This is a genomic window from Mycobacterium sp. (genome assembly GCF_025933915.1).
GTDB lineage: Bacteria > Actinomycetota > Actinomycetes > Mycobacteriales > Mycobacteriaceae > Mycobacterium.
Genome location: NZ_JAICZA010000021.1, coordinates 1 through 25,295, shown reverse-complemented (window position 1 = coordinate 25,295; position 25,295 = coordinate 1). Strand labels below are relative to the sequence as shown.

Below are 25,295 nucleotides of genomic sequence, written 5' to 3'. Positions count from 1 at the left end.
GCGGCGACCCGTTTCACCCGGCTCCGGCCTGTAGTGGCGGCCCGCGGCGCCCGGCTACGCCGCGCTCGCGATCACCGCTAGTGGCCGCAGGTAGGGCTCCGACCCTTCATCGTCGCCACCCGCACCAACGCCTCGTCCACCCGCTGGGCCGGCAATTCGCCTGAGGCCACGGCCTTTTGGAGCCGGTCCAGGACCGCCGGCACCTCGTCGGTGGTGACCCACAACGCGACGTCGACACCCGCGAGCAGGGTACGCAGCACCGCCTCCGACACCCCGTACCGGTCGGAGATGGCCGCCATGCTGGACAGGTCGTCGCTGAACACCGGACCGGTGAATGGCGGGCCCTTGTAGCCGACCCCGCTGCGCAGCAATTGCACCGCCTCGGGGCTGAGGCTGGCGGGGACATCACCGGTGAGCTCCGGAACCTGCAGATGGCCCACCATCACCGCGACCGGCGATGCGGCCACCAAGGACCGGTAGGGCACCAGGTCACTGGTTTGCAGGTCGCTCAGCGGCGGCGTGACCACACCGCCGGTGTGGGAATCACCCGACCCATGCCCGTGGCCGGGGAAATGCTTGAGCACCGGCAGCAGCCCGGCCTCACGAAGTCCCTGCGCGTAGGCCCCGGCATACTCGGTCACCGTCTGGGGGTCCGCGCCGAACGAACGGTTCCCGATCACGGCGTCCTCGGCCTCGTCGCTGACGTCGACCACGGGAGCGAAATCGACGGTGATGCCCAGGTCGTGCATTTTCCTGCCGCGGTCCGCCGCCAAGTCGTGGACCTGCTGGGCGGTTTGCGTGTGGGCCAGTTCCCGGGCCGACGGGGACGTCCCGATCAGGGTCTTCAACCGCGACACCCGGCCACCCTCTTCGTCGACGCTGACCGCCAGCGGCAGCGGTCCGGCCTTGGCGCTGATGTCCGCCAACGGTCCCTTGAAGATCGCCAAGTCCGTCCAGCTGCCGATGAAGATCCCGCCGACGTGGTAGCCGTTGACGACGGCCCGGGCGTCGTCGGCGTTCTTCACGCCCACCATCAGCAGTTGGGCCAGCTTGTCGCGAATGCCCAGCGTGGCCGGCACGGCCGTCGGGTCGGCGCACACCGGCGGCGCCGGCGCGGCGACCGGCTTGCTCGACGTCGAGGAGTGACCGGGCGGGTGCGCGGGCTGGTGGCCGCAGCCGGCCACCAGCGCCGACGCGGCCGCGAGCACAGCGAACATGCGCGAAAATGCCATCGGGCCATGTTTTCACGCGGGGCGTTTCGTGACCGGCCCCAGGGGGCGGTCAGCGGTACGTTGCTGATCAGGGGAGGGCCGGCACTGGTCGACGGCCACCTTTGCCTGGCAGGGAGGAGCCAGCGATGGCCGGTTTCACGGTGGCGGCCGCGGTCAGCATCGCGGTGGGCCTGTCCGCCGGGGTCGCGACGACCGTCGGCATCACGCTGGCCGTGGCCGACGACACCGTGGTACCGGTGCAGGCGCCGCCGCGGCCGGCACTGCCCTATCAGGTGGAATACGGCGACCGCTGCGTCCACGGACACTGTCTGCACTGGTGAATAGCGCTCCGGTTGGCCGACCGCTCTTCTGCTAGGTTGGCGCTAGGTTGAAGTCACGACCGCAAGCCCCGCAAAAACTCAGGAGCCGTCGATGAACCGGATCGTTGCGCCCGCCGCAGCGAGCGTTGTGGTTGGCCTGTTGCTCGGCGCGGCCGCGATCTTCGGGATCACGTTGATGGTCCAGCAAGACACGAAACCGCCACTTCCCGGGGGCGATCCGCAGTCGTCAGTGCTCAACCGGGTCGAGTACGGCAACCGTAGCTAGCGGCGATCGCAAGCGCGGCGAAGCCGGGCACAGCGGGTCGCCGCCGTCGGATCACGGCGATCGCAAGCGCGGCGAAGCCGGGCGCAGCGGGTCGCCGACCGCGCCGGTCTCATGCTCGACGGTCCCCCTTTCGCGTCGCTGGTTGTGGTTGGTCGGTGCGATCGCGCTGGCGTTGACGTTCGCGCAATCACCCGGGCGGATCTCCCCCGACACCAAACTCGACCTGACGGCGAACCCACTGCGTTTCCTGGCGCGCGCGACCAATCTGTGGAACAGCGAGCTGCCGTTCGGGCAGGCGCAGAACCAGGCCTACGGATACCTGTTCCCGCACGGCACCTTTTTCCTGATCGGTCATGCCCTGGAGGTGCCCGGGTGGATCACCCAGCGGCTGTGGTGGGCGCTGCTGCTCACCGTCGGCTTCTGGGGGCTGGTGCGGGTCGCCGAGGCGCTGCGGATCGGCAGCCCGGCCTCGCGGGTGATCGCCGCCGCCGCGTTCGCGCTGTCGCCGCGGGTGCTGACCACCCTCGGATCGATCTCGTCGGAAACCCTGCCGATGATGTTGGCACCGTGGGTGTTGCTGCCCACGATCCTCGCGTTACGGGCGTCGACGGATCGGTCCGTACGCGCGCTGGCCGCGCGAGCGGGCCTGGCCGTCGCCCTGATGGGCGCGGTCAACGCCATCGCGACCCTGGCCGGCTGCCTGCCCGCGGTGATCTGGTGGGCATGTCACCGACCGAACCGGCTGTGGTGGCGTTACACCGGGTGGTGGGTGGTGGCGCTGCTGCTGGCCACGCTGTGGTGGGTGGTGGCGCTGGTGATGCTGCGTGCCATCAGCCCCCCGTTCCTGGACTTCATCGAATCCTCGGGGGTGACGACGCAATGGTCGTCGCTGACCGAGATGTTGCGCGGCACCGACAGCTGGACCCCGTACGTGGCGCCGACCGCCACCGCGGGCGCCCCGCTGGTGACCGGATCTGCCGCCATCCTGGGCACCTGCCTGGTCGCGGCGGCCGGGCTGGCGGGGCTGGCCGGCCCGGCCATGGCGGCGCGCGGCCGCCTGGTGACGATGCTGCTGGTCGGGGTGGTGCTGATGGCCGCCGGCTACAGCGGCGGGCTGGGCTCGCCGGTGGCGCACGCGGTGCAGGCCCTCCTGGACGCCGGTGGCGCCCCCTTGCGCAACGTGCACAAGTTGGGGTCGGCGATCAGCATCCCGGTGGCGCTGGGCATCGCCCAGCTGCTGGGCCCGATACCGCTGCCGGGCAGCGCGCCGGCGCCGGTGTGGCTGCGGGCGTTCGCGCACCCGGAACGGGACAAACGGGTCGCGACCGCGATGGTGGTCCTGACCGCGCTGATGGTCAGCACGTCATTGGCGTGGACCGGTCGGCTCACTCCGCCTGGAACGTTCAGCGCGATCCCGCCCTATTGGCATGAAGCCGCCGACTGGCTCACCGAGCACAACACGGGCGCACCCACACCCGGGCGGGTGCTCGTCGTCCCGGGGGCGCCGTTCGCCACCCAGGTGTGGGGCACCAGCCACGACGAGCCGCTGCAGGTGCTGGGCAGCAGCCCGTGGGGGGTGCGGGATTCGATCCCGCTGACCCCGCCGCAAACCATCCGGGCGCTGGATTCGGTGCAGCGCCTGTTTGCCGCCGGCCGGCCCTCGGCCGGTCTCGCCGATACCCTTGCACGTCAAGGCATTTCGTATCTGGTGGTGCGCAACGACCTGGATCCCGACACATCGCGCTCGGCGCGGCCGATCCTGGTGCACCGCGCCGTCGACGGGTCGCCGGGACTGCGGAAGGTGGCGCAGTTCGGCGCCCCGGTGGGGCCCGGCACGCTGGCGGGCTTCGTCGCGGACGGCGGATTGCGGCCGCGCTACCCCGCGGTCGAAATCTATCGGGTCGGCGGCGACACCAATTTCGGCGATTCCGGTGGCCCCGCCACGCCCTACTTCGCCGATGCCGACCGGCTGACCCGGGTCGATGGCGGGCCTGAAGTGGTGCTGCGCCTAGATGAACGGCGACGGCTGTTGGGTCAGCCGCCGCTGGGCCCGGTGCTGATGACCGCCGATGCGCGCGCCGCCGGGCTGCCGCTGCCTCCAGGGACCGGCGTGACCGTCACCGACACACCGGTGGCCCGGGAGACGGATTACGGCCGGGTGGACCAACATTCGTCGGCGGTCCGGGCCCCCGGCGATGCGCGGCACACCTACAACCGGGTGCCCGACTATCCCGTCCCCGGCGCCGAGCCGGCGGCCGGAGCCTGGGCGGCCGGCCGGATCACGGTGTCGAGCTCGTCGTCGGATTCCACCGCGATGCCCGACGTCGCACCGGCCACCTCCGCGGCCGCCGCGATCGACGGGGACTCGGCGACCGCCTGGGTGTCCAACTCGTTGCAGTCCGCCGTCGGCCAGTGGATGCAGATCGATTTCGACCACCCGGTGACCAACGCCGCAATCACGTTGACGCCCAGCGCGACAGCCGTCGGCGCCCAAGTCCGCCGCATCCTGATCGAAACCGCCACCGGCAGCACCACGCTGCGGTTCGATGAGCCCGGCAAGCCGCTCGCCGCGGCGCTCCCCTACGGCGAAACCCCGTGGGTGCGGATCACGGCCGCGGGCACCGACGACGGATCCGCCGGGGTCCAATTCGGCATCACCGACCTGACGATCACCCAGTACGACGCGTCCGGTTTCGCCCACCAGGTCGACCTGCGGCACACCGTGCGGGTGCCCGGACCGCCGCCCGGCTCGCCGATCACGGGGTGGGACCTGGGATCGGAACTGCTCGGCAGGCCGGGCTGCGCCCCCGCGCCCGACAGCGTGCGGTGCGCGCCGTCGATGGCCCTGGCCCCGGAGGAGCCGGTGACCTTCAGCCGGACGCTGACGGTGCCGGCACCGGTGTCCGTGACCCCGACGGTGTGGGTGCGGCCCCGGCAGGGCCCCAAGCTTGCCGCCCTGATCGCTGAACCCGATACCACTGTCGCTCATGGTGATTCGGATTCTGTGGACGTGCTCGGCTCGGCCTACGCGGCCACCGACGGCGACCCGGCCACCGCCTGGACGGCGCCGCAGCGGGTAGTGCAGCACAAGACGCCGCCCACCCTGACGCTTACCCTGCCACGTCCGACCGAGGTCACCGGGCTGCGCCTGGTTCCCAGCCGGGCGGCTCTGCCCGTGCATCCGACGGTGGTGGCCGTCAACCTCGGCGACGGCCCACAGGTCGCTGCGGTCAAGCCCGACCGCAGCGATTCCGGCGGGGCGGGCCGGGCGCACACGCTCGCGCTGAAGCCCCGGGTCACCGACACCGTGACCATCAGCCTGCTGGACTGGGACGACGTCATCGACCGCAACGCGTTGGGCTTCGACCAGCTCAAGCCGCCCGGCCTGGCCGAGGTGGCCGCACTCGGCGCCGACGGCAATCCGATCGCGCCCGCCGACGGAGCCCGCAATCGCGGCCGGGCACTGACCGTCGGTTGCGACGATGGCCCCGTCATCGCGGTCGCGGGCCGGTTCGTGCACACCGCGATTCACACCACCGTCGGGGCGATACTGGATGACCAGCCTCTCGCGGTGGTGCCGTGCGACCGCGACCCGATCGCGCTGCCCGCCGGCCAACAGGAGCTGTTGATCAGCCCGGGCGCCCAGTTCGTCGTCGACGGAGCCGAACTGTCCACCGCAGCCCCCGTCAAAGAAGCTCGGGCCCAACATGTTTCGTCCTGGCGAGCGTGGGGCCCGGACCGGCGCGAAGTCCAGGCCGCTCCCTCGGCCACCTCCCGCGTCCTGGTCATCCCCGAAAGCGTCAACCCCGGCTGGGTGGCACACACCAGCACCGGGACCCGGCTGACGCCGATCGCCGTCAACGGCTGGCAGCAGGGCTGGGTGGTTCCCGCGGGCGACCCCGGCACCATCACGCTGACGTTCGCCTCCAACTCGCTCTACCGCACCGGTCTCGCAGTGGGCCTGGCCTTGCTGCCACTGCTGGCGATGCTCGCGTTCTGGCGCACCAGAAGGCGTTCCGAGGACACCCCCGCGCAGCCATGGCGGCCCGGGGCATGGGCGGCGGTCCCGGCGGTGGCCGCGGGGGCAGTGATCGCCGGTGTCGGCGGCGCCGTGGTGATGGGCGCCGCCCTGGGCCTGCGGTATGCGCTGCACGGGCGGCGCTGGGAGCGACTCGCGCTCGTCGGCAGCGCCGGCGGGCTGATCCTGGCCGGAGCGGCGCTGTCGCGGCAGCCCTGGCGCTCGGTCGACGGTTACGCCGGACATTCCGCGAATATCCAACTGCTGGCGTTGGTTTCGCTTGCGGTGCTGACCGCCTCGGTGGTGGCGGTGTCCCATCGGGCGCGCGGGCCGGGCGACGAATAATTCGCCGGGGTATTGGTTACCCGGTTACCGGCTGATTGACTGGATACGCGGGGTGGTGTAACCGACACCGACCGAGGAGTGAGCGCCGTGAGCTGGTTTTCCGCGCCCGAATATTGGGTGGGCAGACTGGTGCTCGAGCGCGGCGCCGCCGCGATCTATCTGCTGGCGTTCGTCGCGGCCGCAGCACAGTTCCGCGCGCTCGTCGGCGAGCACGGGATGCTGCCCATTCCGCGGTTCTTGGCGGGTCAGTCCTTTTGGCGCACGCCGAGCATCTTTCACCTGCGCTATTCCGATCGGCTGTTTGCGGCGGTCGCCTGGTTCGGCGCGGCGCTGTCGGCGGCCGTCGTCGCCGGAGCTGCCGATGCGGTGCCGCTGTGGGCCGCGATGGCGATGTGGCTCACGCTGTGGGTGCTCTATCTCTCGATCGTCAACGTCGGACAAACCTGGTACTCGTTCGGCTGGGAGTCGCTGCTGCTCGAGACCGGGTTCCTGATGATCTTTCTCGGCAACCACGACGTTGCACCCCCGGTGCTGACGTTGTGGATGGTCCGATTGCTGTTGTTCCGAGTCGAATTCGGTGCCGGGCTGATCAAGATGCGCGGCGACCCGTGCTGGCGCGACCTGACGTGCTTGTACTACCACCATGAAACGCAGCCCATGCCGGGGCCGCTGAGCTGGTTCTTCCACCATCTGCCCAAACCGCTGCACCGGATCGAGGTGGCGGGCAACCATTTCGCGCAGTTGATCGTGCCGTTCGGATTGTTCGCGCCGCAGCCGGTGGCCAGCGTGGCCGCGGCGATCATCGTCGTCACCCAGCTGTGGCTGGTCGCGTCGGGCAACTTCGCCTGGCTCAATTGGGTGACGATTCTGTTGGCGTGCAGCGCCATCGACGACTCGTCGGTCGCGTTGCTACTGCCCAGGAGCCTTCACCCGGCGCACGGCGGTATGGCGCCTGACGTGCCGGAGCCACCGTGGTTTGTCGGCCTGGTCGTCGCGGTCACGGCCGCCGTGCTGTTCATGAGCTATTGGCCGATTCGCAACATGCTCTCCTCGCGTCAGCGAATGAACATGTCGTTCAATGCATTTCACCTGGTGAACACCTACGGGGCGTTCGGCAGCATCGGGCGCATCCGCCGCGAGGTGGTGATCGAGGGCACCGACGACACCCACCTCACCGACCACACCGTCTGGCGGGAATACGAATTCAAAGGTAAGCCGGGCGGTCTGCGCAGGCTGCCGCGACAGTGGGCGCCCTATCACCTGCGGCTGGACTGGCTGATGTGGTTCGCCGCGATCTCGCCGGGCTACGCGCAGCCGTGGCTGGGGCCGTTGCTGCAGCGGCTGCTGCGCAACGACCGGCCGACGCTGCGTCTGTTGCGCCACAATCCCTTCCCGGATTCGCCGCCCCGGTATGTGCGCGCACAGCTCTACCAGTACCGCTTCACCACCGGAGCCGAGCTGCGGCGTGATCGGGCGTGGTGGCATCGCGCGCTGGTGGGTGGCTACGTGCCGCCCATGGCCCTGTCGACGGCGAATCCGCGGTCCCATAACTACTTCTGGTAGGACTACTTCTGGTAGGACAGTGCGCCGGTGCCCGCGAGCTTTCCGCCCTCGACGATCAGATATTCCGGGCGAAGGGGCTTGCCGGCGAACCAGTTTTCCAGGATCTCCCGGGTACCGGCGGCGTAGCGCGCCTGAGCGGACAACGTGGTGCCCGAAACGTGCGGAGTCATCGCGTTATTCGGCATGGTCCGCCACGGGTGTTCGGGTGGTGGCGGCTGCGGGTACCACACGTCTCCGGCGTAGCCCCCGAGCCGGCCGCTGCGCAGCGCTTCCGCGATCGCTTCCGGGACGGTCTCCTCGGCGCGGGCGGTGTTGACGACGTAGGAGCCGCGCCGCATCGTCGAGATCAGCTTTTCGTCGAACATCCTGCGGGTGTCTTCGTACAGTGGCGAGTGGATGGACACCACGTCGACGGCCCGCACCAGCGCCTCCACCGAGGGGTGAAACGTCACGTTCAGTTCCGTCTCCACGTCCGGTGCCAGCCGGCGCGTGTCGGTGTAGTGCAGCTTGACGTCGAACGGCGCCAGCCGGCGCAGCACAGCACGCCCGATCCGTCCGGCGGCGATCACACCCACATCCATGCCCTCGAGGTCGTAGGCGCGCTCGACGGCGTCGGCGATGTTCCAGCCCCCCTCGGCCGCCCAGCGGTGCGACGGGATGAAATTGCGCACCAGCGCCAGAATCTGCATCACCGCGTGCTCGGCGACGCTGATGCTGTTGCTGTACGTCACCTCGGCCACGGTGATGCCGCGCTCTTGCGCAGCATCGAGGTCCACGTGGTCCGAGCCGATTCCTGCGGTCAACGCCAGCTTGAGTTTGGGTGCCTTGGCGATGCGTTCCTTGGTCAAGTAGGCCGGCCAAAAGGGTTGTGAGATCACGATTTCGGCGTCGGGCAACGCGCGTTCGAACTCCGAGTCGGGACCGTCCTTGTCCGACGTCACCACCAATTCGTGCCCGGCGTCTTCGAAGAATTTGCGCAGCCCGAGCGCGCCCGACACGCAGCCGAGGAGCTCACCGGGGGTGAAGTCGATCTTCGACGGAGTCGGCACCGTGCTGCCGTCGGGATATCCGTGGATCGTCGGGATGCTGTCGCGCGCATAGGTCGGCGGGTATCCGTCGACGGGGTCGGGATAGAGCACCATCACACACGTGGCCATCGAACTCTCCTTTGACTGGCGATCAAGCCAGTCTCGGGGGACAACCACGGGCTGTCCAAGACGCGATTCCGACCGGCTGATAGGCAACACCGATCAGCCGAGGCGCTGGCTAGGACGGCTCACTGAGCGCGGCGCCCATGCGGGCCTCGCGGGCGGTCCGTCGCAACGCGCGGGCCAGCAACGAGCCCGGCTCCGCCCGGTTGGTGACCAGCGCGATCAAGGCGGTGACCGAGGGGCGTCGCAACCGCAGCATCCTGGCCCCGGCGGGTATGCCGAGGGTGTGGATCCACGGTTGGGGCACGATGCTCGCCCACCGGCCGGTGCGGACGTGCGCGAAAAGTGCTGCCACCGAATCGGTTTCCAGCTGCGGTGTCACTTGGAGGTCGTGAGTGGCCAGCGCGTCGTCGATGATCCGGCGGCCACGCATGCCCTGGGTCAGCAGGCACAGCGGTAGCTGCACGGCGTCCGACCACGCGATGGTGTCCGATTTACCGTCGAGCAGTTCGGCGGCGGCGATGAGCACCGGCTGCTCGTGGTAGAGCGGGGTGACCAGCAAATCGGCCGTGTCCTGTTGGTCCGGATAGAGGATGCCGGCATCCAATTCGAACTTGCGGACCCTGTCGACGATGCCGGCCGAACGCAGATTGACCTCGAGCCGGACCCGTACCAGGGGATGCGCGGCACAGAACGGATCCGTAAGCAGCGCAACGGTGGTCGAGGCCGCCGGGACCACCCCGAGCCGCAGCTCGCCGGCCATCCCGGCGTGCAACGCGGTGACTTCCTGTTTGAGCGCGTCGCGGTCCGCCAGGATACGCCGCGCCCAGGGCACCAACCGCTCGCCTTCTGGTGTGAGTCCTTCGAACCTCTGCCCGCGCCGCACCAGCGGGACGTTGAGCTCGGATTCGAGCTTGCGGATGGCCTCCGAGAGCGCGGGCTGGGACACATAGCAAGCCCGCGCGGCGCGTGCGAAGTGGCGCTCGGAGGCGAGCGCGACGAAGTACTCCAGCTGACGAAACAGCATGGGCCCATTCGATCACGTGGCCGACCGCTGGCGGCGATCGAACCCGAGACAATTCCGCGCAATGATTGAGGACGCGAACCGGAACGCACACGAAGGAGAGACGCACGGTGCCGAAACATTTCAAGGTCGGAGATCACGTCCGCTGGAATTCAGAAGCCGGACGGGTCAGCGGCGTCATCGTGAAAAAGCACACCCGTGACACCGAGTACAAAGGCCACAAACGGCATTGCACGAAAGACGACCCGCAATACGAGATCAAGAGCGACAAAACCGACCACATCGCGATGCACAAGGGCGACGCCCTGGAGAAGATCGACTAGAGGCACCACACGACCATGAGCGACCCCGGTGAGATCTGGACCATCGGACACTGGACATGCCCGGTGCCGACCTTCTTGGAACCCTTGGATCGCGCCCGCATCAACCTGCTCGTCGACGTGCGCGCCCAGCCCGGCTCGCGGCGCAACCCCCAGTTCGGAAGTGCGGAGATGTCGCGCTGGCTCAACGACTCCGGTATCCGCTACGTCCACCTTCCCGAACTCGGGGGGCGCCGCCGTCGGCAAAACGTCGATCCCGGCATCAACGCAGGCTGGCAAAACGTGAGCTTCAAGAACTACGCGGACTACACCCTCACCAGCGAATACCAGCGCGGCCTCACACGGCTGCTTACCCTCGCCCGCTCGCACCGACTGGCGATCATGTGCGGCGAGCCCCTGCCATGGCGATGCCATCGACTATTGATCGCGAATACCCTTGTCGCGCGGGGATGGACGGTGTGGCACCTCATGAGCGGATCCGCCCCGCGTCAGCACCGGCTCGGCCAATGGGGCGCCACACCCGTCGTCGACGAACGCAAGCACGTAACGTACCCAGCGAACGCCAGCAGTGCCTGAAACCCCGCCGGCGGCGCCCGGAACTTGCGCCCGAACGCGTCGGCGCGGCCGCACGCCGCTCTGCGCGACGCAGCGGTGCGAAACCCTCGCACTTCACAACCAAAGCCCTTGATGTGGAAGCCACGCGGTTCTAAGGTATGAGTAATTGTCCGTTAGCTTTGAGGAGCTCTGGTCATCATCGCTCACCAACCCGCAAGGATCGTGTGAGCGGTCGTGACATGGGACGATGCAGATGACTTGGCGCTGATGTGGCACATCGTCGACGAACGGTCCGCGGATCTACCGCACGCCGACCGGTCCGCCGTGCACAGCGTGATCGCCACCAGCGTCTTGCAGGGCAAGTTTCCCACTGTCGATGAGATCGGGCATCTGATCGCCTTCGCGGCCGGGCGGATCAGCATGGGCGAATACTTCGTCCTCGTCAATCCCCTCCGCCCCTGAGACGCTCGCTGCTTGCGCCACGAGAGCCCTTCTGGACCGGGATGTTTGGCGTATCGCGACGCCCGCGGCCCGCATACGAGGAACAGATGCGCTGTCCCCGAGAACTATTCGGCGCTCGGCGCCACCACTACACAACACCGGCCCGGGGTCGGCTGCAGCCGGGCATCTAGGCAATGCGGGGTCAACGCATCGACCATCCCATTGATCAGCGCATGATTCATGCCGCAGGCCAATTCGGTCTGCTCTTGAGCCAGCGCATGGAATGGGCAGTTGACCAGGTACACCCCGGCGTCGTCGTGACCCGGTTCATAGCCATACTCCCGCAACAACCGTGCCACCAACTTCAGCGCAGCCCCCGCGTCGGCCGGCGTTCGCTTGGCGGCCCTCAGCGCGGCATCCGCGATGTTCCGGCCATAATCATGGGCGTTGCGGTGCAACACCTCCACGACGGGCGCACCGCTCTGCTGGGATTCGACGATGGCCTGGCCCATCAGCCGCCCGGCCAACTCGTACTGACGCTGCGGCAAGCTGACGGCGATGTCGCGCCGGACCCGCCGATACAGTTTCGAGGTGCGCCCCGCCCCCGGGCCAGACCGACCTGTCAACCGGGCGTAGTCACATTCCAGCAGGCCCTCAGCCGTCAGCCGGTCCAGATGAAACTTCGCCTGATGCCGGGCGATTCCCACCACTTCGGCCGCCTGATCACGGCTCACCGGGCCGGGTTGCGAACACACAAACTGATACAGCTCGTAGCGCACCGGGTCGGCGAGGGCGCCGATCCCGGAGGCATCGCGTCGCAGTTGGTCCATCACGCCTATCTTCTTGGTCACAAGAGCCTTGACGTTACCGCCAATAATTTCTAAAATTTAATTACTTATCTGTTAGTTTTCAGGAGCCGCCATGGTCACCGTCCACGCCAGCGCCGCCCTCATCACACGGTTTGACGATCAGGCTACCCGCGCGCATTGCCCGCCGCGATGCGATGTCGCCGTAGTAAAGACGCCAGCATCGTGAACCACTTTGTGCTCCGAACCGCTGCGCGGTCGGCAACGTGGACAATCGGGTTGGCGTTGGCGGCGAGGACTGTTCCCCATGTTGTGCTGACGGCATCGGGCCTCATCGTCGCCGTGGTGTTTTTCTCGATAACGCAGACCACCCTGTCGGTGAAGATCTTGAAATTGCCTCATGGATATGCGTCGCTGCTGCTGGGATGCACCGGCCTGACCCTGACCATCGGCGCGATGAGCCTTGCTTCGGTGTCAACGCACGGACTCAGCATCTATGGGGGCGCATCATGGCTCGCCGCCACGGTCATCGTCTGGCTCGTGACGACGATCGGCGCGATCCTGCTGTTCGACGTCTATCTTCCCCGTGATGTCGGGCTCAAGTTGACCAAGACCTGATCGATCGGAAGCGCCGGTCATCCAAAGCCCGGATGCGAGCGCCGTAGACGGCCCCGATGTTACTGAGTCACTGGGGAATTGACTGACGAAAGGCAGCCATGGGAGACACACACCACGATCCGACGGATCGGCACCGGACTGCAAATCCTCGCGCCGGTCTCACCATGAAAGACAATTTCTTTTGGCCCGGGTTCATTCTGCTGGGCGTCGCGTTGTCCGGCATTATCGCCAGCTTGGCGGTCGCCGCCTACCACCATTACGAATGGCTCACCACGGTGGCGATCATCGCGCTGCTCGCCACCGTCGCCGCAACCCTGTGGTTCATTGTGGAACTTCGCCGGGTCGCCCTCTTGGAAAATCAGCAAGACTGGTAGTGGAGACGCCGCTGCGATGCGGCGCCGATCTTGGTGGGCGACTGGATATTTCAGATCATCAGGCGGGGTCGTAGTTGCGACGCGGTGACCTCGACCCCGGCTGCGAGGTCGTCGATCAGCGCATCGGCGTAGTCCACCAGCCCGGCGGCGTCGATTGCGTGCGGTGCCGGCCGATCCTCGCGGGCAAGATGGGCGGAGGCCCGCCGGAGCAGCGTGGTTGCACCCTTGAGGTTGCCCCGCTGGACGTGAGTGATCCCCACCGCGAGCTGCGTCAGGCCTTGCCACAGCGCCTGTTCGTCGGCCGGACCGTTCTTCCATGCGGCCTCGAGCACCTCGTGAGCGTTGAACGCGAGGCCTCGATCCAGCAGATCCTGGGCATAGGCGAGGGTCTCGGCCGGCGCCAGCGTCAGGTCGTCCGGAATGCGTGGAACACCTGCGCTGCCCGGCGGAAGCGGTCGCCCCAGGGTGTCCCGCGGTCGGGCACTTCGCGGCCGGCCGGATTCGTCGCGATCACGCTGTGCCATCCATCTATCATGACAAGCGCGGGGTGGCGTCGTCATTACGCCCGCCACACTCGCGCATTGGAGTTGACAATTACAGCGTTTCGTCCAGCTCGCCGAGGCGGTCGGTCAGCCGCAGGTTCTCGGAGTAGTCGACCGGACAGCTGATCAGCGAGACGCCGTCGTCGTCGAGCGCGGTGCGCAACGTGGGCAGCAGCTCCTCGGCGCTGTTGATCCGATACCCCTTGGCGCCGAAGCTTTCCGCGTACGTCACCACGTCGGGATTGTTGAATTTCACGAAATAATGCGCCCCGAGTTCGAGATCCATCTTCCATTCGATGAGGCCGTACCCGCCGTCGTCCCAAATCAGCACCACCAGCGGTATCCGCTCGCGGACTGCCGTCTCGATTTCTTGCGAATTCATCAAAAACGCGCCGTCGCCGGCGACGGCCAGCACCTTGGACTCCGGCCGTGCCAGTTTGACGCCGAGAGCCCCTGGGAGCGCAAAACTCATGGTGGACAGGCCATTTGAGATCAGGCAGGTGTTCCGCTCATACGTCGGGTAAAGCCGAGCCATCCACATCTTGGTGGCGCCGGTGTCGACCAGTACGACGTCGCTGCGGCCCAGCGCCGCGCGGGTATCGGCGACCACCCGCGCCGGCGCCAGTGGGTAGCGCGAATCCTGTTGGCCCCGAGCGAATTCCTCGGCGAGCAGGCCCGACCCGGGCGCGTCGGCGGCGTGGCTGAAGCTGTGACCGGAAAGGGCATCGGTGAGGGCGTCGAGCGAATCGCTGATGTCCCCGATGATCCCCACGTCGACCGAGTAGTGCGCGTCGACCTCGGCCGGGAACCGGTGAATGTGGATGATCTTCTTGTCGGCCTGCGGGTTGATCCGGATCGGGTCGAATTCCTGCAACTCGTAGCCCACGGCGATGATGACGTCGGCGTTGTCGAACCCGAAGTTGACGTAGTCGTGCTGCATGAAGCCCAGCGTCCCGATGCTGTTGCGGTGATCGTCCGGCATGACGCCCTTGCCGTGGAACGTGTTGGCCACCTGGATGCCGAACTCGTCGGAGAAGCGCACCAGGGCCTTGGTGGCGTCGGCGCGCGCGGCACCGTGCCCGGCCAGCACCACCGGGCGCCGGGCGGTGCGCAGGATTTCGACGGCGCGCTCCACCTGCCGGGGCGCAGGGGCGTCGGGGCGGACGACATTGCGCGGCAACGGTCTCAGGTCGTAGTCGGCGTCGTCCACGTCGATATGCTCCGGCACCGCAAGATAGACGGCCGCCGGACGTTCGGACTCGGCCAGCTTGAACGCCTTACGAACCATCTCGGGGATGGCGCGCGCGGTCGGGATACCGGCCGACCACCGGGTGATCGGGGCGAACATCGACACCAGATCGACGTATTGGTGTGACTCCTTGAACTCCCGGTCGTGGCCCACCTGCGCGGAGATGGCGACCAGCGGGGTGCTGTTGGTGGTGGCGTCGGCGACGCCGAGCTGCATGTTGATCGCGCCAGGACCCAGGGTGGCCGACACCACCGCCGCCCGGCCCGTAACCCGCCCATACATCTCGGCCATGAAGGAGGCGGCCTGCTCGTGCCGGGTGAGCACGTAGCGGATGCTGGAGGACGCCAGCGCCTGCACGAATCGGATGTTCTCCTCGCCGGGCAGCCCGAACACGACGGAAACACCCTCGTTTTCCAGGCACTTGACGATCAGCTCAGCGGCTTTGCTCATCCGACACCTCCCGTTGGCCACAGTAGTGGCAGGCTGGGTGGTGGATCTTCACATCGACTACCCGAGCGGAGGATGTCAGCGTGCCCATCGCGACCATTAACCCGGCTACCGGCGAGACGGTGAAGACCTTCACCCCCGCCACCGATGCGGAAGTCGACGCCGCGATCGCCCGCGCCTACGAACGCTTCCTCGACTACCGCAACTCCACCACCTTCGCGCAGCGCGCGCAGTGGGCGAACGCCACCGCCGACCTCCTCGAGGCCGAGGCCGACGATGTCGCCGCCATGATGACGCTGGAGATGGGCAAGACCCTCAAGTCGGCCAAAGCGGAAACCCTGAAGTGCGCCACGGGTTTTCGCTACTACGCCGAGAACGCCGAAAAGCTGCTGGCCGACGAGCCGGCCGACGCGGGTAAGGTCGGCGCGAAGAAGGCCTACATCCGCTATCGGCCGCTGGGCGTGGTGCTGGCCGTGATGCCGTGGAACTTTCCGCTCTGGCAGGCCGTGCGATTCGCGGCCCCGGCCCTGATGGCGGGCAACGTCGGGATCCTCAAGCACGCGTCGAACGTCCCGCAGAGCGCGCTGTATCTCGCCGACGTCATCACCCGCGGCGGCTTCCCCGAGGGGTGCTTCCAGACCCTGCTCGTTCCCTCCGGCGCCGTCGAACGGATCCTGCGCGATCCTCGGGTCGCGGCGGCCACCCTGACCGGCAGCGAGCCCGCCGGCCAATCGGTGGCGGCCATCGCCGGCGACGAGATCAAACCCACCGTGCTCGAACTCGGCGGCAGCGACCCGTTCATCGTGATGCCCTCGGCCGACCTCGACGAGGCCGTCAAGACCGCCGTCACCGCCCGGGTGCAAAACAACGGCCAGTCCTGCATCGCCGCCAAGCGGTTCATCGTCCACACCGACATCTACGACGCGTTCGTCGACAAGTTCGTCGAGCGGATGCAGCAACTCACCGTCGGTGACCCGACCGACGCGGGCACCGACGTGGGCCCGCTGGCCACCGAGTCGGGCCGCGACGAGATCGCCAAGCAGGTCGACGACGCCGTCGCCGCGGGCGCCACGCTGCGCACCGGCGGCAAGCCGCTGGACCGGCCGGGATGGTTCTACCCGCCGACCGTGGTCACCGACATCACCAAGGACATGGCGCTCTACACCGAAGAGGTGTTCGGCCCGGTCGCATCGATGTACCGGGCCGCCGACATCGACGAGGCCATCGAGATCGCCAACGCCACGACCTTCGGGCTGGGGTCCAACGCCTGGACCGACGACGAGGCCGAGCAGGCGCGCTTCGTCGACGACATCGAGGCCGGCCAGGTCTTCATCAACGGGATGACGGTGTCCTACCCCGAATTGGGGTTCGGCGGCGTCAAACGATCGGGCTACGGCCGCGAACTCGCCGGCCTGGGCATCCGCGCGTTCTGCAACGCCAAAACCGTTTGGGTCGGCTAGCGGCTGGCTTGCCGAGCAGTCGTTAGACGGCGGCCAAAGCCCGCTCGTCCTCCTCGGCGAAGGTGTCCTCGAGCTGCACCGGCGAGTAGTCGAGGTCGATCTCGGCGAGCGGGCGGCCCCGGGCGCTGTTGATGGTGCCGAACCGCCGCATCCCCTTGTCGGCGGCGTAGGCCATGAACTCGTCCGTCGAAATGCCGAAGGGCATCGGGTCGTACAGGGCGAAGCCTTCCTCGATGAGGCGCAACCCGAGCGGCATGAGCTCGTTCATGCGCGTTTCGAACACGCCCCAGTTGGCGTCGTCGGCGGCGACGTGGCGTCGGCAGGTGAACGTTCCCCACGCCATGTGGCGCCGCTCGTCGTCGCCGATGCGCCGGACCAGCTCCTGCATGCCGGGAAGGATGCCGCGTTCCACGCAGATCTTGTGCCAGGCGAAGTAGCCGGTCAGCGCCAGCATGCCCTCGACCATGTGGTTGTAGGTGACCGACGCCCGGACCTGGGCGGCCGGGGACGGATCGGCCGTCAGGACGTTGAGGCAGGCCGGCAGTTCTTCGTAGAAAATCGTGCGGTAGGTGGGGATGTCGTCCAGATAGCGGTGCAGGTCGTCGGTGACGCCGACGGCGTCGAGCCACATGCGGAACACCTGGACGTGTTTGGCCTCCTCGAAGGCGAACTGCGTCAGATACATCTCGTCGCCGAGCCGGCCCTCGGCCCGCATCGCGGCCATGAACGGCTGAATGTCCTGGGTCACCGATTCCTCGCCGGCGATGAACTCGGCGCACAACCGGGTCGCATAGCTGCGTTCGTCGTCGGTGAGGCGTTCCCAGTCCGCCCGGTCGCGGGAGAAGTCGATGTCGGCCGGATTCCAGAATTTCGCATTGCCGCCCGCAAACAGCTTGAGCGGCAAGCTTTCCCAGTTGAGACCGCCCTCTGCCATCGAGGCGATTCGGGTGCGATTCATGTGACCTCCTCAGATCGTTTGGGGGCTGAGTTGACTGGCGGGGTTTTCGGCGCGGTCGAGAACGCGGCCGCCAGTACCCCGACGAGCCTGCGCACGGCCAGCGCCGGCTGCTCGGGGCTGGGCTCGTCGAGTCCGAGGATCGGATCCAAGCCGCGCATGTAGGGCGCCAGCGCCAGGTGCGGAAAGATCAACAGCAGCAACGACAACAGCGCGTCGGTGTCGGAGTCGGCGCGCAGGTCGCCGCGAACCTGTGCGTCGCGCACGAGTGGGCGCATCACTTCCAGGTAGTGGCGGTGGATGACGTTCTGCACGCTGACCCGGGCCTCGGTGTCGACTTCGAGGGTCGCCGCCGCGTGCAGAGCGCGCTCGTGCGGGTGGTCCGCGAAGTAGGCCACCCAGGCGTCGAGCCAGTCGGTCAGAAACTCGAAGAAGGGCCGGCTGGGGTCGAGTTCGTGGATGCGTCCCTCCATGTAGGCCCGCACCCGCTGGCTGCCGATGTCCGCGATGAACGCGTACAGGTCGCGCTTGTCGGCGAAGTACTGGAACAGGCTGCCCTTGGCGACCCCCGCGCGGCGCGCGATGACGTTCAGGCTGCCGCGGGAAAACCCGTGCGCCCCGAACTCCGCCTCGGCGGCCTCGATGATCGCGGCGCGACGAGCGGGGTCGACGCGCGCCCAGGTGACCGTCGGCATGCCGCCTCCTCGATCGAATGACCACTGGTCATTCTACTGTGAGGCAGCTCACTCCTCAAGGGGCGCACCGGGCGGTTCCCGCACCGGCACTGCAGCGAGAAATTGGGCGAGCGAGCACTATCGGTGATAGCGGCCCGGCGAAAGCCGTGCGCCGAATACAGCCGAGGAGTGATCGTGACGACGCACCGCGACGACAGCATTGCGTGGCCCAGCCTGCGGGTGGACGACTGGGCTCCAACGAGACAAACACTGCACATGTGGGCTCAGATTGTCGGCAAGGTCCGGCTGGCCCATTCGCCGTTGGTCAACCACTGGTGGCAGGTCACCTCGTATGTGACCCCGCGCGGTTTGACGACGTCGGCGATCCCGTATGGGACAGCGGTCTTCGATATTGAGTTCGATTTCATCGACCACGTGCTGCTGATCCGCAGCAGCACCGGTGCGACCCGCAGCGTGCGGCTTGAACCGAAATCGGTGGCTGAGTTCTACTCGCAGACGATGCGGGCCCTCGACGAGCTGGGATTCTCCACACGCATCCAGTCGCACCCCAACGAGGTAGACCCGGCCCTACCGTTCGCCGAGGATGTCGAACATGCGTCCTACGACTCCGAAGCCGCGACCCTGTTCTGGCGTCAGCTGCTTGCGGCGAACCGCGTGCTCGGCCAGTTTCGGTCTCGGTTCATGGGTAAGGTGAGTCCCGTCCATTTCTTCTGGGGCGCAATGGATCTCGCGTGCACCAGATTTTCCGGGCGCCGTGCGCCCCGCCACCCGGGCGGTGTACCCAATTGTGGAGACTGGGTGATGATCGAGGGCTACTCGCGAGAACTGAGCAGCTGCGGATTCTTTCCCGGCGGGGGTGACGAGGGCGCTTTCTACGCCTACGCCTATCCCGAACCCGACGGCTTCGCCGAGCACCCGGTCGGCCCCGAGGAGGCGGGCTACGACAAGGATCTCGGTGAATACCTGTTGCCCTACGAGGCGGTGCGGCAGTCCGCCGACCCCGACCAGACGCTTCTCGGGTTCTTGCAAGACACCTACGAAGCGGCCGCGGTGCATGCCGGCTGGGACCGCGCCGCGCTCGAAGACGACCCGGATCGCTGGAAGGCCCATCAAACTCCCGCATGAGCGCGACCACCCCTGCGGCCGGCGGAACCGAAGCGCCACGCCACAGGCAAGGGGCGGCGTCAGCAAGCCTCATCAGGGCCAAAACGCAGGTGAAGATCGGCGCTGCTGGCTAATATCTGCTGGTGTTTGACCACTGGCCCCTCGTCGGCAGAAGTAGGGAGATCGACGAGGTCAGCCGCCTGTTCACCACCGATGGCCTGCGAGGTGTCGCACTGGCCGGCAAGCCCGGGGTGGGCAAGTCGCGGCTGGCCCGCGAAGCCGTGCAGGCGGCCGCCGATGCCGGGTGGACCGTCCGCACCACTGCCGCGACCGTGACTAGCCGCCCGATTCCGCTGGGCGCCTTCGCAATATGGACCGACGACGTGGAGCGCGCGCCCTATGCATTGGCGCGCCGGGTCGTCGATGCGATGACCGCCGGCACGCAACCGGACCGTCTCGTGGTCTTCGTCGATGACGCCCACCTGCTCGACGATCTGTCGGCCCTGGTCCTGCATCAACTCGTGCAGTCGCAGGCCGCGACGGTGGTCATGACGATTCGCACGGGCGAGCCGGCACCGGCCGCGGTGACCGCGCTCTGGAAAGACGGGCTGGTGTCGCGGCGCGAGGTCGACCCGTTGACCCGCGGCCAGACCGACGACCTGCTGTCGGCGGTGACGGGGTGCGCACCGGATCAGCGGTGCGGCGACGAATTGTGGCGTCTGACGCGCGGAAATGTGTTGTTCCTGCGGCAGGTGGTCGAACAGGAATCCCACGCGGGACGCATGATGAGCGATGGCGGCGTTCTGCGCTGGCGGGGAAACCTCGACCTGTCGGGTTCCCTGGCCGAGCTGGTGGACGGGCATATCGGCGCCATTCCCGGCGACGTGCGCGACGTCGTCGATCTCGTGGCCGTTTCCGAACCCGTCGATTGGAAGTGCTTGACACTGATCGCCGGCCAGGACGCCATTGAGAATGCCGAGCAGCGGGAATTGATTCGGTTGTCCGCCGACGAGGTGTACATCGGCCATCCCATGTTCGCGGAGGTGCGCCTGAACCGCTGCGGCTCCTCGCGGTTGCGACGCCTCCGTGGCCAGGTCGCGATGGCGATGAAGGACGGCGGGGCCGCCGCCACGGTGATGAAGCGCGGACTGCTCTGGTTGGAGTCCGACCTGCCGCCTGAGCCGGACGTGCTGCTGTCGGCCGCCACGGCGGCGAGTTCATTGCTGGACTTCGAAACCGCGGAGCGGCTCTTTCGCGCCGCCGCCGACACCGGCATCGGCGCGCAGGCGCGAATACCTCTCGCCTATTCCCTGTTCATGATGGAAAAGGGCGAGCTCGCCTTGGAGGTCCTCGACGGCGTCGAAGTCGACGAAGAAAGACAAACCGCATTCATCAACGACGTGGTGATGCGTGCGTCAAACCTGTTGTGGGGCATGCGATCACCGGACCGCTCCTGGCGGCTCATCGACGATGCGCTCAAGGCCTCGCACGGCGCGCGGCGGCAACAACTGCTCGTGTTTCGCGCCAATCAGCTCGCGCTGGCGGCGCGGCCGATCGAGGTCCTCACGACGATGGCCGAGGTCGATTATCGAGACCTCGACCACTACGGCGCGACGATGGGTTACGGCGCCGAGAGCATGGCCTATGGCGAACTCGGGCAACCCACTCAGGCTGCGGCCAAGGCGCTTGCGGCCGACGACGCGCTGGCGCTGAGCGAGCAGGGCAAATTCCTTCGTCAGACGTTTACCGAATTTCACACGTTCGCACTGGCGGCGGCGGGGCATATCACCGAGGCGCTCGATGTGGCTGAACGCAACCGCCGCGGCCAGCGCGCGGAACCGGCCTCCGCACAGGCGATGGCGTCGGAGATCCTCGGCATGGTGGCATTGGCCGCGGGTGACCTCGACGCAGCGCTGCGCGATCTGCCGGAAGAGATCGATGCCGAGATGGCGAGGAGCTTCCATGTGGTGAACAGCTTCCACAGGTTCCACGTGCTGCGGGCGCAGGCGCTGGCCCGGTGCGGGGACGCGGATGCGGCCGATCGTGCGCTGAAAACCGCACGCGCACATCGGCATCCGGCCTACGTGTACGTCACGTCCACCGAACTGCTGGCCGAGGCCTGGCTGGCGGCGGTCCGCTCGCGGTCCACCGAGGCGCGCCGACTGGCCCGCCAGGCCGCGGACTTTGCGCGCGACCACGATCAACTCGCCCGCGAGGTGTGGTGTTTACAGACCGCTGTGCAATTCGACGACACCGATGCGGCCGGGCGACTCGCGGATCTCACGCCGCGGGTCGAAGGTCCGCGAGTCGCGATCGCGGCGCGCTATGCGGCGGCGCTGCAAGCCGACAACGCCGGCGAACTCGACCACGTGTCAGCCGAATTCGAGGCGATGGGCGACCTGCTGGCCGGCGCCGACGCCGCGGGGCAAGCCGCCACGTCATATCGCCGGGCGGGCCGCGCAGGCAGCGCGATGACAGCGGCGGCGCGCGCACACCGTCTGGCGGCACGGTGTCACGGCGCGACCAGTCCAGCCATCGAGGCAGCGTCCTTCGCGCCGCCGTTCACCAACCGAGAGCGCGAGATCGCGGTGTTGGTTGCCCAGGGCCTGTCGAATCGCGAGATCGCCGACACGGTGTCGCTGTCCGTGCGAACCGTCGAGAGCCACATCTATCGCGCGTGCAGCAAGGCCGGTGTGGCCGGCCGCGCCGGCCTGGCCGACGTCATCGGCGGTGCAGCCGGCTGACGTTGCGTTCAGCGCACCGAACGGTGAATGCAGTAGTCCTTCACTGGCGCGGGCGAAAATTGCAGTAGTGCGTCCCGGATCAAACCGTCGTCGTTTCGGCACACGATGGTCGGCAACAGGCTGGCACGTCGTGACGAGAGCAAGATGCCATGGATTTCGGGTTGTTGCCCCCGGAGGTCAACTCGGGGTTGATGTATGCCGGCCCGGGATCGGGGCCGCTGCTGGCCGCCGCGGCGGCCTGGGCTGAGGTGGCCGCGGAGCTGGAATCCGCTGCCGCGGGCTACTCCTCGCAAATCTCCGGCCTGACCGGCTTGGCCTGGTTCGGGCCGTCGTCGATGGCGATGTCGGGCGCGGCGGCACCCTACGTGGCGTGGTTGCAGGCCTCGGCCGCCCAGGCCGGGCAGACCGCCGCCCAGGCGTATGCGGCGGCCGCGGCGTATGAGGCCGCGTTCGCGATGACGGTGCCACCGCCGGTGATTGCGGCCAACCGAGCACAGCTGCTGGCGCTGATCGCCACCAACTTCTTCGGGCAAAACGGCCCAGCGATCGCGGCATGCGAAGCCCAGTACATGCAGATGTGGGCCCAAGACGCCGCCGCCATGTACGCCTACGCCGCCGACTCGGCGACCGCGAGCACCATGACCTCATTCACTGAGCCTCCACAGACCACCAACCAGGCGGGCCAGGACGCCCAAGCCCGTTCGGTGGCCCAAACCACCGCCAACACCACCAGCACCCGCACCCAATCCCTGGTTCAGAGCCTCGCCACTCAGCAGGCCAACCTCATCGACCCGCCCCTGCCCCAAGGCAGCACCGCCAACATCGCCCCCGGCGGCGCCACCCTCGAGCCCGGCACGGCCGTCACCGTCACCCCCGGCAACCCCGTCACCGCCAGCTACGGTGCCACGTTCACCGCCAATACCAACGTCACATGGATAAACCTTGCCACCGGAAACTCGGGCATCTCCCAAGCCGGTGGGGTCTACATCATCAACTTCAATGCCACGATCACGAGCGGCCAAATCTTCGTCAACAGTCCCAGCCCCTTTTTCGGGTCGACAGGCGGGTTCACCATCCCCAGCGGCGCCGTCACCGCCGGCAGCGCCGGCGTCGAGGCCACCATCAACACCAGCACCGGCCTCGTCACCGCCATCAACGCCGGCACCGTCATCACCAGCCCCGTCACCGCCACCCCGTACTTCCTGCCCGCCGTCGCTCCCAGCTCATCGAGCGCGTTGGCCGCGGCACCCGCGGCCATGGCAACCAGCGCGCCCGGCCTGGCGGGAACCGCAGGAATCCAACCCCAGCTCAACGTCGACGCACTCATGGACGCGCTCTCCGCCGCCGGATAGCGGCGGGCACCACCGAATGCAGTAGTCCGTCGTTGACGCGGGCAAAAAATGCAGTAGTTCGCCCCGGATCAAACTCTCGTCACTTCGGCACACGATGCTCGACGAACGCGCTGGCCAGATGTTGTGACGAAAGCAAGATTTCATGGATTTCGGGTTGCTGCCCCCGGAGGTCAACTCGGGTTTGATGTATGCCGGCCCAGGATCGGGGCCGCTGCTGGCCGCCGCGGCGGCCTGGGCTGCGGTGGCCGCCGAGCTGGAATCCGCTGCCGCGGACTACTCCTCGCAAATCTCCGGCCTGACCGGCTTGGCCTGGTTCGGGCCGTCATCGATGGCGATGTCGGGCGCGACCGCACCCTACGTGGCGTGGTTGCAGGCCTCGGCCGCCCAGGCCGGAGTCACGGCCACCCAGGCGTATGCGGCGGCCGCGGCCTACGAGGCCGCGTTCACGATGACGGTGCCACCGCCGGTGATCGCGGCCAACCGGGCGCAGCTGCTGGCGTTGATCGCCACCAATTTCTTCGGGCAGAACACCCCGGCGATCGCGGCCACCGAAGCCCAGTACACGGCGATGTGGGCCCAAGACGCCGCCGCGATGTACGCCTACGCCGCCGATTCGGCGACCGCGAGCACCATGACGCCATTCGACGAACCACCGCAGACCACCAACCAGACCGGGCAAGACGCCCAAGCGCAGTCGGTGGCCCAAACCACCGCCAGCCGGACCCAATCCCTAGTTCAGACGACGCAATCCCTCGCCACTCAGCAGGGCAACCTCGTCGACCCGCCCCTGCCTCAAGGCAGCACCGCCAACATCGCACCCGGCGGCGCCACCATCGAGCCCGGCGTGACCTTCACCGTGACCCCCGGCAACCCCGTCACCGTCGACTACGGCGCCGCGTTCACACTCGACAGCTACGGCACCTGGTTGTACCAGGGACAGCTCGTCGGCAGCTATGGATCTGGGTTGCTTAGGTACTCTTATGGCTTCACGATCCTGAGCGGCACCTTTACCGTGTACCCGCCCTGGGTAGGAGGCGCTGGGTTCACCGTTCCCAGCGGCGCCGTCACCGCCGGCAGCGCCGGCGTCGAGGTCACCATCAACACCAGCACAGGCCTCGTCACCGCCATCAACGCCGGCACCGTCATCACCGCCCCCGTCACCGCAACCCCCTACTCTTTCGCCCCCGTCGCCACCAGCTCGTCGAGCGCGTTGGCCGCGGCACCGGCGGCCATGGCCCCCGCGCCCGGTCTGGCCGGAACCGCGGGAATCCAACCCCAGCTCAACGTCGACGCGCTCATGGACGCGCTCTCGGCCGCTGCCGAATAGCGATCCACACTGACCCACTACCCAGCTACGGGCGCAGCGCACGAGTGTGCCGCCAGCCGCACAGTGGCCATCGAATGTGCGGCCAGCCGCACACTCGACCAGTGAACCTCAGGGCGGCTTTTCGCTTGCCGAGCGGCGAACGTCAGGGCCGCATCCGGTAGGCGCCGCTGAGCGGCAGCACGTGGTCCTTCCAAATCTGGTCGTAGCGCGCGGGATCGTGCGCGGGGCGGCGGATCATCCGCATCGCGAACCGGGCCTGTTCGTCCGTCGTCGCAGGCTTGTCGGACAGTTCCACGGCGTAGGCGTTGAAGTCGCGCACCAGCACGGCGAAGATCTCGTCGATCAACCCCTCGTCGATCCCCGACAGCCCGGCCTCCTCCAGAATGAG

Annotated in this window: 22 protein-coding genes and 1 pseudogene; 14 read left to right on the top strand and 9 right to left on the bottom strand. The window is 67.7% G+C overall.

Annotated features, from left to right (window positions below; all coding sequences use genetic code 11):
• Positions 1-77: 77 nt before the first annotated feature.
• Positions 78-1,232: a glycoside hydrolase family 3 N-terminal domain-containing protein gene (locus Q0W90_RS05435; protein ID WP_297773513.1), complete on the bottom strand. Its 1,155-nt coding sequence runs from the start codon at positions 1,230-1,232 to the stop codon at positions 78-80.
• A gap of 125 nt (positions 1,233-1,357) precedes the next feature.
• Here Q0W90_RS05435 and Q0W90_RS05430 point away from each other — a divergent pair, with 125 nt between their 5' ends.
• From Q0W90_RS05430 to Q0W90_RS05415, 4 genes are all read left to right on the top strand, one after another.
• Entirely contained in the window at positions 1,358-1,552 is a 195-nt protein-coding gene (locus tag Q0W90_RS05430) for a DUF2613 domain-containing protein (protein WP_297697828.1), read from the top strand.
• Between the two features lie 91 nt (positions 1,553-1,643).
• Positions 1,644-1,817: a DUF2613 domain-containing protein gene (locus Q0W90_RS05425; protein ID WP_007769006.1), complete on the top strand. Its 174-nt coding sequence runs from the start codon at positions 1,644-1,646 to the stop codon at positions 1,815-1,817.
• 142 nt (positions 1,818-1,959) lie between these two features.
• Entirely contained in the window at positions 1,960-6,180 is a 4,221-nt protein-coding gene (locus Q0W90_RS05420; RefSeq protein ID WP_297773510.1) for a DUF3367 domain-containing protein, read from the top strand.
• 87 nt (positions 6,181-6,267) lie between these two features.
• Positions 6,268-7,743, top strand: coding sequence for a lipase maturation factor family protein (locus Q0W90_RS05415; RefSeq protein WP_297699546.1), 1,476 nt, complete (start codon positions 6,268-6,270; stop codon positions 7,741-7,743).
• Between the two features lie 2 nt (positions 7,744-7,745).
• Here the strand turns inward: Q0W90_RS05415 and Q0W90_RS05410 are convergent, their stop codons facing one another.
• Both Q0W90_RS05410 and Q0W90_RS05405 read right to left on the bottom strand, forming a co-directional pair.
• Positions 7,746-8,900 carry an NAD-dependent formate dehydrogenase gene (locus tag Q0W90_RS05410; RefSeq protein ID WP_297599295.1) on the bottom strand — a complete coding sequence of 385 codons (1,155 nt, stop codon included), beginning with the start codon at positions 8,898-8,900 and terminating at the stop codon, positions 7,746-7,748.
• Positions 8,901-9,009: 109 nt separating this feature from the next.
• Positions 9,010-9,921: a LysR family transcriptional regulator gene (locus tag Q0W90_RS05405; protein ID WP_297773508.1), complete on the bottom strand. Its 912-nt coding sequence runs from the start codon at positions 9,919-9,921 to the stop codon at positions 9,010-9,012.
• A 107-nt stretch (positions 9,922-10,028) separates the two neighbouring features.
• Between Q0W90_RS05405 and Q0W90_RS05400 the strand changes: the two genes are divergently transcribed.
• The 3 genes from Q0W90_RS05400 (at position 10,029) to Q0W90_RS05390 (ending at position 11,255) form a co-directional block, all read left to right on the top strand.
• Positions 10,029-10,241, top strand: a complete 213-nt coding sequence (locus Q0W90_RS05400; RefSeq protein ID WP_297599299.1) for a DUF2945 domain-containing protein — start codon at positions 10,029-10,031, stop codon at positions 10,239-10,241.
• Between the two features lie 15 nt (positions 10,242-10,256).
• Positions 10,257-10,814, top strand: a complete 558-nt coding sequence (locus tag Q0W90_RS05395; RefSeq protein WP_297599302.1) for a DUF488 family protein — start codon at positions 10,257-10,259, stop codon at positions 10,812-10,814.
• 213 nt (positions 10,815-11,027) lie between these two features.
• The gene (locus Q0W90_RS05390) at positions 11,028-11,255 is read left to right on the top strand and encodes a hypothetical protein (protein ID WP_297599304.1); all 228 of its coding nucleotides are present in this window, start codon (positions 11,028-11,030) and stop codon (positions 11,253-11,255) included.
• A gap of 104 nt (positions 11,256-11,359) precedes the next feature.
• Here Q0W90_RS05390 and Q0W90_RS05385 read toward each other — a convergent pair whose 3' ends face one another.
• Positions 11,360-12,064 carry a helix-turn-helix domain-containing protein gene (locus Q0W90_RS05385; protein WP_297599320.1) on the bottom strand — a complete coding sequence of 235 codons (705 nt, stop codon included), beginning with the start codon at positions 12,062-12,064 and terminating at the stop codon, positions 11,360-11,362.
• A 201-nt stretch (positions 12,065-12,265) separates the two neighbouring features.
• Between Q0W90_RS05385 and Q0W90_RS05380 the strand changes: the two genes are divergently transcribed.
• Together Q0W90_RS05380 and Q0W90_RS05375 are read left to right on the top strand one after the other, a co-directional pair.
• Positions 12,266-12,658: a hypothetical protein gene (locus Q0W90_RS05380; protein ID WP_363319562.1), complete on the top strand. Its 393-nt coding sequence runs from the start codon at positions 12,266-12,268 to the stop codon at positions 12,656-12,658.
• A 164-nt stretch (positions 12,659-12,822) separates the two neighbouring features.
• Complete coding sequence (locus Q0W90_RS05375) at positions 12,823-13,032, top strand: UsfY protein (protein ID WP_297599308.1); 210 nt, start codon at positions 12,823-12,825, stop codon at positions 13,030-13,032.
• 50 nt (positions 13,033-13,082) lie between these two features.
• Here the strand turns inward: Q0W90_RS05375 and Q0W90_RS05370 are convergent, their stop codons facing one another.
• Together Q0W90_RS05370 and Q0W90_RS05365 are read right to left on the bottom strand one after the other, a co-directional pair.
• Complete coding sequence (locus Q0W90_RS05370) at positions 13,083-13,556, bottom strand: DUF309 domain-containing protein (protein WP_297599310.1); 474 nt, start codon at positions 13,554-13,556, stop codon at positions 13,083-13,085.
• A gap of 70 nt (positions 13,557-13,626) precedes the next feature.
• Positions 13,627-15,273, bottom strand: coding sequence for an acetolactate synthase large subunit (locus Q0W90_RS05365; RefSeq protein ID WP_297599312.1), 1,647 nt, complete (start codon positions 15,271-15,273; stop codon positions 13,627-13,629).
• Between the two features lie 80 nt (positions 15,274-15,353).
• Here Q0W90_RS05365 and Q0W90_RS05360 point away from each other — a divergent pair, with 80 nt between their 5' ends.
• Entirely contained in the window at positions 15,354-16,730 is a 1,377-nt protein-coding gene (locus tag Q0W90_RS05360) for an NADP-dependent succinic semialdehyde dehydrogenase (protein ID WP_297773506.1), read from the top strand.
• Positions 16,731-16,752: 22 nt separating this feature from the next.
• On the opposite strand, the gene Q0W90_RS05355 is transcribed toward Q0W90_RS05360, so the two are convergent.
• A complete protein-coding gene (locus Q0W90_RS05355) occupies positions 16,753-17,688 on the bottom strand; it encodes a R2-like ligand-binding oxidase (RefSeq protein ID WP_297699549.1) in 936 nt (311 codons plus the stop codon).
• Positions 17,685-18,380, bottom strand: a complete 696-nt coding sequence (locus tag Q0W90_RS05350; RefSeq protein ID WP_297595653.1) for a TetR/AcrR family transcriptional regulator — start codon at positions 18,378-18,380, stop codon at positions 17,685-17,687. Before Q0W90_RS05350 ends, Q0W90_RS05355 begins: the two co-directional genes overlap by 4 nt.
• A 174-nt stretch (positions 18,381-18,554) precedes the next feature.
• Here Q0W90_RS05350 and Q0W90_RS05345 point away from each other — a divergent pair, with 174 nt between their 5' ends.
• The 4 genes from Q0W90_RS05345 (at position 18,555) to Q0W90_RS05330 (ending at position 24,907) form a co-directional block, all read left to right on the top strand.
• Complete coding sequence (locus Q0W90_RS05345; RefSeq protein WP_297773504.1) at positions 18,555-19,505, top strand: DUF5996 family protein; 951 nt, start codon at positions 18,555-18,557, stop codon at positions 19,503-19,505.
• Positions 19,506-19,627: 122 nt separating this feature from the next.
• Entirely contained in the window at positions 19,628-22,228 is a 2,601-nt protein-coding gene (locus tag Q0W90_RS05340; RefSeq protein ID WP_297773501.1) for a LuxR family transcriptional regulator, read from the top strand.
• Between the two features lie 149 nt (positions 22,229-22,377).
• Positions 22,378-23,580, top strand: a complete 1,203-nt coding sequence (locus tag Q0W90_RS05335; RefSeq protein WP_297595656.1) for a PPE family protein — start codon at positions 22,378-22,380, stop codon at positions 23,578-23,580.
• Positions 23,581-23,722: 142 nt separating this feature from the next.
• Positions 23,723-24,907, top strand: coding sequence for a PPE family protein (locus Q0W90_RS05330; protein WP_297595657.1), 1,185 nt, complete (start codon positions 23,723-23,725; stop codon positions 24,905-24,907).
• 142 nt (positions 24,908-25,049) lie between these two features.
• Here the strand turns inward: Q0W90_RS05330 and Q0W90_RS05325 are convergent.
• Positions 25,050-25,295: pseudogene (locus Q0W90_RS05325) on the bottom strand (acyl-CoA dehydrogenase); the annotation flags it as partial.

Bases quoted from the DNA above. Each gene is read 5' to 3' on its own strand.
- Q0W90_RS05375 (WP_297599308.1), top strand. From the start codon at position 12,823: ATGAAAGACAATTTCTTTTGGCCCGGGTTCATTCTGCTGGGCGTCGCG.
- Q0W90_RS05425 (WP_007769006.1), top strand. From the start codon at position 1,644: ATGAACCGGATCGTTGCGCCCGCCGCAGCGAGCGTTGTGGTTGGCCTG.
- Q0W90_RS05365 (WP_297599312.1), bottom strand. From the start codon at position 15,273: ATGAGCAAAGCCGCTGAGCTGATCGTCAAGTGCCTGGAAAACGAGGGT.
- Q0W90_RS05410 (WP_297599295.1), bottom strand. From the start codon at position 8,900: ATGGCCACGTGTGTGATGGTGCTCTATCCCGACCCCGTCGACGGATAC.
- Q0W90_RS05430 (WP_297697828.1), top strand. From the start codon at position 1,358: ATGGCCGGTTTCACGGTGGCGGCCGCGGTCAGCATCGCGGTGGGCCTG.
- Q0W90_RS05355 (WP_297699549.1), bottom strand. From the start codon at position 17,688: ATGAATCGCACCCGAATCGCCTCGATGGCAGAGGGCGGTCTCAACTGG.
- Q0W90_RS05435 (WP_297773513.1), bottom strand. From the start codon at position 1,232: ATGGCATTTTCGCGCATGTTCGCTGTGCTCGCGGCCGCGTCGGCGCTG.
- Q0W90_RS05370 (WP_297599310.1), bottom strand. From the start codon at position 13,556: ATGGCACAGCGTGATCGCGACGAATCCGGCCGGCCGCGAAGTGCCCGA.
- Q0W90_RS05350 (WP_297595653.1), bottom strand. From the start codon at position 18,380: ATGCCGACGGTCACCTGGGCGCGCGTCGACCCCGCTCGTCGCGCCGCG.
- Q0W90_RS05385 (WP_297599320.1), bottom strand. From the start codon at position 12,064: ATGGACCAACTGCGACGCGATGCCTCCGGGATCGGCGCCCTCGCCGAC.
- Q0W90_RS05395 (WP_297599302.1), top strand. From the start codon at position 10,257: ATGAGCGACCCCGGTGAGATCTGGACCATCGGACACTGGACATGCCCG.
- Q0W90_RS05405 (WP_297773508.1), bottom strand. From the start codon at position 9,921: ATGCTGTTTCGTCAGCTGGAGTACTTCGTCGCGCTCGCCTCCGAGCGC.
- Q0W90_RS05335 (WP_297595656.1), top strand. From the start codon at position 22,378: ATGGATTTCGGGTTGTTGCCCCCGGAGGTCAACTCGGGGTTGATGTAT.
- Q0W90_RS05330 (WP_297595657.1), top strand. From the start codon at position 23,723: ATGGATTTCGGGTTGCTGCCCCCGGAGGTCAACTCGGGTTTGATGTAT.